7 protein-coding genes are annotated in these 6,000 nt (G+C 70.3%); 4 read left to right on the forward strand and 3 right to left on the reverse strand.

Going from position 1 to position 6,000, the window contains the following annotated elements; translation table 11 throughout:
* Window positions 1-64: 64 nt before the first annotated feature.
* Together H5T77_RS19315 and arfB are read left to right on the forward strand one after the other, a co-directional pair.
* The gene (locus H5T77_RS19315) at window positions 65-1,096 is read left to right on the forward strand and encodes a LacI family DNA-binding transcriptional regulator (RefSeq protein ID WP_292651995.1); all 1,032 of its coding nucleotides are present in this window, start codon (window positions 65-67) and stop codon (window positions 1,094-1,096) included.
* Window positions 1,097-1,119: 23 nt separating this feature from the next.
* Window positions 1,120-1,545 (forward strand): alternative ribosome rescue aminoacyl-tRNA hydrolase ArfB, encoded by a 426-nt coding sequence (arfB, locus tag H5T77_RS19320; RefSeq protein WP_292651997.1) that lies wholly within the window; start codon window positions 1,120-1,122, stop codon window positions 1,543-1,545.
* Between the two features lie 223 nt (window positions 1,546-1,768).
* Here the strand turns inward: arfB and H5T77_RS19325 are convergent, their stop codons facing one another.
* Together H5T77_RS19325 and H5T77_RS19330 are read right to left on the reverse strand one after the other, a co-directional pair.
* The gene (locus H5T77_RS19325) at window positions 1,769-2,290 is read right to left on the reverse strand and encodes a GNAT family N-acetyltransferase (protein ID WP_292651999.1); all 522 of its coding nucleotides are present in this window, start codon (window positions 2,288-2,290) and stop codon (window positions 1,769-1,771) included.
* Between the two features lie 40 nt (window positions 2,291-2,330).
* The gene (locus H5T77_RS19330; RefSeq protein WP_292652000.1) at window positions 2,331-3,503 is read right to left on the reverse strand and encodes an acyl-CoA dehydrogenase family protein; all 1,173 of its coding nucleotides are present in this window, start codon (window positions 3,501-3,503) and stop codon (window positions 2,331-2,333) included.
* A gap of 83 nt (window positions 3,504-3,586) precedes the next feature.
* Between H5T77_RS19330 and H5T77_RS19335 the strand changes: the two genes are divergently transcribed.
* Window positions 3,587-4,033: a CoA-binding protein gene (locus H5T77_RS19335; RefSeq protein ID WP_292652002.1), complete on the forward strand. Its 447-nt coding sequence runs from the start codon at window positions 3,587-3,589 to the stop codon at window positions 4,031-4,033.
* On the opposite strand, the gene H5T77_RS19340 is transcribed toward H5T77_RS19335, so the two are convergent.
* The gene (locus H5T77_RS19340; protein ID WP_292652003.1) at window positions 4,024-4,974 is read right to left on the reverse strand and encodes a LysR family transcriptional regulator; all 951 of its coding nucleotides are present in this window, start codon (window positions 4,972-4,974) and stop codon (window positions 4,024-4,026) included. The genes H5T77_RS19335 and H5T77_RS19340 overlap by 10 nt on opposite strands.
* A 65-nt stretch (window positions 4,975-5,039) precedes the next feature.
* Here H5T77_RS19340 and H5T77_RS19345 point away from each other — a divergent pair.
* Window positions 5,040-6,000: citrate:proton symporter (locus tag H5T77_RS19345; protein WP_292652005.1), on the forward strand; the 961-nt coding region annotated here is incomplete at its 3' end.

Below are 6,000 nucleotides of genomic sequence, written 5' to 3' on the forward strand. Positions count from 1 at the left end.
CGATGACGTTACCGACTCTCGCTTAGTGTGGCAAGAGTCACATTCCTGACGACAAGGGGCATCGATGGTCCGAACCAACCGCTCCCCCCGCCTGATCGACGTCGCGCACGCATCCGGCGTCTCGATCGCAACGGCGTCCCGCGCACTCTCCGGGACCCCGGGCGTGAGCGACTCGGTGGCCGAGAAGGTCCGCCAGGCGGCACGCGAGCTCGGCTACGTCGCAAACCTCCATGCCCGCTCGCTCGCCAGCGGATCGACCGCGACCATCGGGCTCGTCGTGCACGAGATCGGCGACCCCTACTTCTCCGAGATCGCCAGCGGCGTGCTCAGCCTCGCCGCCGAGAACGGCCGCACCGTCCAGATCTGCCACACCGGCCGCGATCCCGAGGCCGAGGTCGAGCAGGTACGCAGCCTGGTGGCCAACCGCGTCGGCGCGATCCTGATCGCGGGGTCGGGCTTCGTGGACGCCTCGGTCGAGGCACCGATGCGGCTCGAGGTCCAGCGCTACGCGGAGGCGGGTGGTCGCGTCGCCGTCGTCGGCCGGCACCACCTCGGGGTCGACAGCGTGCTGCCCGACAACCGCCCCGGCGGCCGCGCCGTCGCCGAGCACATCCTCGGCCTCGGCCACCGGCGCATCGTGGTCGTCTCGGGCACGCTGGAGCTGACCACCGTCGCCGACCGCCTCGAGGGGGTGCGCGATGCGCTCCAAGCGGCGGGGCTCGACCCCGGCGACATACCTGTTCTCCAAGGGCCGTTCACCCGCGAGGGCGGACGCGAGTGCATCCGCCGGATGCTCGCCGACCACCCGCGTACGACCGCCGTCATCGCCCTCAACGACGACATGGCCATCGGTTGTCTCTCCCAGCTGCGGAGCTCCGGGGTCTCGGTGCCCGGCCAGGTCTCGGTCAGCGGCTTCGACGACGTCGCCGTCGCCCAAGACCTCTCCCCCGGACTCACCACGGTCCGCCTGCCGATGGCCGAGATGGGCGCCCGGGCGCTGACGCTGGCGTTGAAGGAACCCGGCGCACGCGCCCGGCGGCAGCGGGTCCCCGCCGAGCTCGTGGTGCGCGACTCGACCGGGCCTGCCCCTCGGTAGCCCCGCGGTCTAGTGTTCTTCGAGTGAAGGATCTTCGAGTACCGCCGGGCCCTGGGCTGCCCGACGGTCTCGTCATCCCCGACACCGAGCTGGTCGAACGCTTCTCCCGCTCGCCCGGCCCCGGCGGGCAGTCGGTCAACACCACCGACTCCCGCGTCGAGCTCTCCTGGGACCCGTCCGCGTCGTCCGCCCTCGACGAACGCCAGCTCGCCCGCCTCCTCGCCCGCTCCCCCGGCCCGATCCACGTCGTCTCTCACGAGCAGCGCTCCCAGCACCGCAACCGCGTCACCGCGCGCGAGCGTCTGGCCGAGCGCGTACGCGAGCTTCTCGCCCCGCCACCCCCGACCCGCCGCCCCACCAGACCGACCCGCGGCTCCAAAGAGCGCCGCCTCGACGCCAAGCGCCAGCGCGGCCAGACCAAGCAGCTCCGCGGCCGCGTCCAGGACTGACCTACCGAGGCGTCACCCCCGCCGGCCGAGACGTCACGTACGTCGGTCGAGACGTCAGCCCGGTCGGTCGAGACGTCAGCCCGGTCGGTCGAGACGTCAGCCCGGTCGGCCGAGACGTCACGTACGTCGGCCGACATGCCACCCACATGACATCTCGATTCTCCGGAGCGACGCTTCGGCCGACCGGGGCGACTTCTCGGGCGACGTACGCGCCCTCTCGCCGTCAGGCGGGGTCGGGGTCGGTGGCCAGCCGGGCGTGGGTCTCGGTGTCGTAGCGGATGCCGTCATACAGCAGCTTCTGCCGCTCGCGTCCCTCGACGAGGAAGCCCGCCGAGGTCGCGACGCGGCACGAGCCGGGATTGTCGATGCGGTGACCGGTCTCGAGGCGGAACAGGCCGAGCTCGTCGAAGCAGTGCTTCGCCAGCAGCTTCAGACCGGTGCTTCCGACGCCCTTGCCGCGATGCTCCGCGAGGGTCCAGTAGGAGATCCAGCCGATGCCATGGACGCGCAGCTGGGTCGTGACCCGCATCTGTCCGAGAACGTCGTCTCCGTCGACGACGGCGAAGGTGTAGGCCCGGTCGGCCTCCGCCTCCTCCGCCCACCCCGCGATCAGCCGCTCGGCGTCCTCGACGGTGGCCACGTCGCCGGGCCTCTCCGTCGCCATCCCCGCCCCGCCGTACGCCGCGAGCAGAACCCCCGCGTCCGACGCCTGCCACTCCCGGAGCCGAAACCCGTCATCTCCCATGGCGCAGACGATAGCGCCGGCACCAGAGCGCACCGATCGGTCAGAGGGTCGACTGGATACCGGCGAGCAGCTGGCGGGCCATGACGATGCGCTGGACCTGGTTGGTGCCCTCGTAGATCTGGGTGATCTTGGCGTCGCGCATCATCCGCTCGACCGGGTAGTCGCGGGTGAAGCCGTAGCCGCCGAGGAGCTGGACGGCGTCGGTGGTGACCTGCATCGCGACATCGCTCGCGAAGGCCTTGGCCGCGGCACCGAAGAAGGTGAGGTCCTTGTCGCCGCGCTCGGAGCGCCCGGCGGCGGCGTAGGTGAGCTGGCGAGCGGCCTCGATCTTCATGCCCATGTCGGCGATCATGAACTCCAGGCCCTGGAACTCCGCGATCGGCTTGCCGAACTGCTTGCGCTCCTTCATGTAGCCCAGCGCGTAGTCCAGCGCGCCCTGGGCGACGCCGACGGCCTGCGCGGCGATGGTGATGCGGGTGTGGTCGAGGGTCTGCATGGCGTAGGTGAAGCCCTGGCCCTCCTCGCCGATGATCCGGTCGGCGGGGATGCGTACGTTGTCGAAGTAGACCTCGCGCGTCGGGCTGCCCTTGATGCCCAGCTTCTTCTCCGGGGCACCGAACGAGACGCCCTCGTCCGACTTCTCCACGACGAAGGCAGAGATGCCCTTGGATCGCTTGTCGGGGTCGGTGACGGCCAGGACGGTGTAGTACTCCGAGACGCCCGCGTTGGTGATCCAGCGCTTGACGCCGTTGAGCACCCAGAAGTCGCCGTCGCGTACGGCCCGGGTCTTCTGGTTGGCGGCGTCGGAGCCCGCGTCGGGCTCGGAGAGGCAGTAGGAGAAGTTGCCCTCGCCGGCCGCGAGCTTGCCGAGGTACTTCTTCTTCAGCTCCTCCGAGCCGCCAATCTGCACCGGCAGGGAGCCGAGCTTGTTCACGGCAGGGATGAGCGAGGCCGATACGTCTGCGCGGGCGATCTCCTCGATGACCAGGACGGTCGCGAGCGCGTCGGCACCGACACCGCCGTACGCCTCCGGCACGTGCGGCGCGAAGAACTCGGTCTCGACCAGCGCGTCGTGCGCCTCCTGCGGGTAGCGAGCCTCCTCGTCGACCGCGGCCGCGGCCGGCGCGATCTTGGCGTCGCAGATCTCGCGGATGGCCTTGCGGATCTCCTGGTGCTCCTCGGAGAGGGCGAACAACGGGTAGTCAGCGCTCATGTGTCGCAGTTTATGACCATTAACTACTCACGGGTAATGCCGGCGCTCCGGAATCCTCCGGCCCGCCGTTTCGTTACAACGACATGACTGCCGCATGGCTCGACTCCGACACCATCGACAACCTCCTCGACGACAGCGAGACGTGGGCCGTGGTCGGCCTCTCGGGCGACCCCTACCGGACCGCCTACTCGATCGCGCAGGAGCTCCAGCAGCACGGCAAGCGGATCGTCCCGATCCACCCCGGCGCCGCAGCCGAGGGCAAGGAGGTGCTCGGCGAGAAGGTCTACGCGACCCTGGCCGAGGCCGCCGCGGCCGTCGGGAAGATCGATGTCGTCGACGTCTTCCGCCGCTCCGAGGCCGCCGGCCAGTTCGCCGACGAGGCCGTGGCCATCGGCGCAGGCGGCGTCTGGTTCCAGATGGGCGTGATCGACGAGGCCGCCTTCGAGCGCACCGCCGCTGCCGGCGTACCGATGGTGATGGACACCTGCCCCAGCAAGATCTGGTTCGAACGGCAGCGCGCTCAGGCCTGACCGGTCTCTCCCTGAACCCACCGAACCCCTGGCGGCGAGGCGATCTCACGCTCTCCCGCGCTGAGCAGAAGCTGCATGAGCGCCAGCGCGGCCCGTGACATCGGCCGCCGCGGGTCGTGGATGAGACAGATGTCGCGCTCGACCACCGGAGCGACCAGAGGTCGCACCACCACGTCGGCGAACATCATCATCGGCAGCACCAGGCTGGGCGCGGCGGAGACGCCGAGCCCAGCGGCGACGAGGCCCGCGACCGCACCGATGTTGCGCGCCTCGGTCAGCGCCCCGATCCGAGTGCCCGTCTCTGCCAGCACCTGGTCGACGTAGCTGCGGATGCTCGAGATCCGCTCGAAGGCGACGAACGGCTGACCCGCCAGGTCGGCCCATCGGAGCTCCTCCTCGGCGGCGAGCGGGTGACCCGCCGGCAGCACGGCCGCGAAGGCGTCGACCGCGTTGTGTCGTCCGGCCAAGGTGGCCGGCACGCGGGCGGCGACCGAGACTGCGAGGTCGACCTCGCCACAAACGACGAGGTCGAGAACCTCCCCGGAGAAGCCGTCCTTCACCGACACCGCGACCTCGGGGTGGCCCCGGCGGAAGGCGGCGAGGACAGGCGGCAGCATCGAGCCGGCGAGAGACGGGAGTGCCGCAACCGAGACGGCACCCCGGGTGCCCGCCAGATAGCCCTCGAAGTGGTTGAGCGCGGTGTCGAACTCCGCGACGAGCCGCCGCGCGGTCGCGAGAAACTCCTCCCCCTCCAGGGTGGGACGCACCCGGCGCGTCGTCCGCTCGAAGAGCGGGACGCCGATCCGCTGCTCGACCTCCTGCACGGTACGACTGAGGGACGACTGGGCCACGTGCAGCTCACGCGCTGCGGGCGTGTAGCCGCCCGCGTCAGAGACGGCGATCACCACGCGAAGGTGACGCATAGTCAGATCGATGCTCACAGCACATCAATCTATCGGGCATTGGTGTTGGACAGGAACAAGTGATCGTCATCACACTCGTGTCCATGCTCTCCCTCATGGGCTTCGTCACCGTCGCGGTGATTCTCGCCCTCCTCCTGACCAACCGGGTCGCGGCGGTAGTCGCGCTGGCCGGTGTCCCTGTCCTGACTGCGCTCGTCGCCGGCTTCTCCCCCACCGAGATCGGCGAGTTCGTCGCCGGTGGTCTCGGTGGGGTCGTCGGCGTCGTGGCGATGTTCGTCTTCGCGATCGTGTACTTCGGCCTCATGCGCGACGCCGGGATGTTCGACCCGATCATCCGCCGCATCGTCGCCTTCGCCGGGAATGCGCCCGTCACCGTCTGCCTCGCCACGACGACCCTCGCCATGGCCGCCCACCTCGACGGCGCCGGGGCGACCACGTTCCTGATCACCATCCCGGCGATGCTGCCGCTCTTCGACCGGCTCGGCATGAGCCGACTGGTCCTCGCGACCTGCGTCGGCCTCGGCGCCGGTGTCATGAACCTGGTCCCCTGGGCCGGCCCCACCGCTCGAGCGGCAGCCACCTCCGACGTACCGGCGAACGAGCTCTGGGTCCCGCTGATCCCCGCCCAGCTCGCCGGCATCGTCGCCGTCCTGGCCATCGCGTGGTTCCTCGGTCGGCGCGAGACCCGCCGACTCGCCGCTGCGCCCGCCGACGCCTCTGCCGACGCCGAAGAGCGTCCGACGCCGGACGCCCCGCTCGGCGGCGTCGGCACCCTCAGCCCCGAGGAACAGCAGCTGCGCCGCCCCCGCCTGTTCTGGGTCAACGTCGCCCTCACCGTGGCGGTCGTCGCAGCTCTGGTCAGCGCCGTGGCCACGCCCGAGCTGGTCTTCCTCATCGCCGTCGTGGTGGCCCTCCTCCTCAACTACCCGGGACTCAAGGGCCAGACCGACCGGATCGAGGCACACGCCAAGGGCGCGATGCTCATGGCGACCACACTGATCGCGGCCGGCGTGTTCCTGGGCATCCTCGAAGGCAGCGGCATGA

Source organism: Nocardioides sp. (assembly GCF_014360585.1).
In the GTDB taxonomy this organism is placed as follows: Bacteria; Actinomycetota; Actinomycetes; order Propionibacteriales; family Nocardioidaceae; genus Nocardioides.

Excerpts from the sequence above, each read along its gene's own strand:
- H5T77_RS19330 (WP_292652000.1), bottom strand. The coding sequence starts at position 3,503 with ATGAGCGCTGACTACCCGTTGTTCGCCCTCTCCGAGGAGCACCAGGAG.
- H5T77_RS19335 (WP_292652002.1), top strand. The coding sequence starts at position 3,587 with ATGACTGCCGCATGGCTCGACTCCGACACCATCGACAACCTCCTCGAC.
- H5T77_RS19315 (WP_292651995.1), top strand. The coding sequence starts at position 65 with ATGGTCCGAACCAACCGCTCCCCCCGCCTGATCGACGTCGCGCACGCA.
- H5T77_RS19325 (WP_292651999.1), bottom strand. The coding sequence starts at position 2,290 with ATGGGAGATGACGGGTTTCGGCTCCGGGAGTGGCAGGCGTCGGACGCG.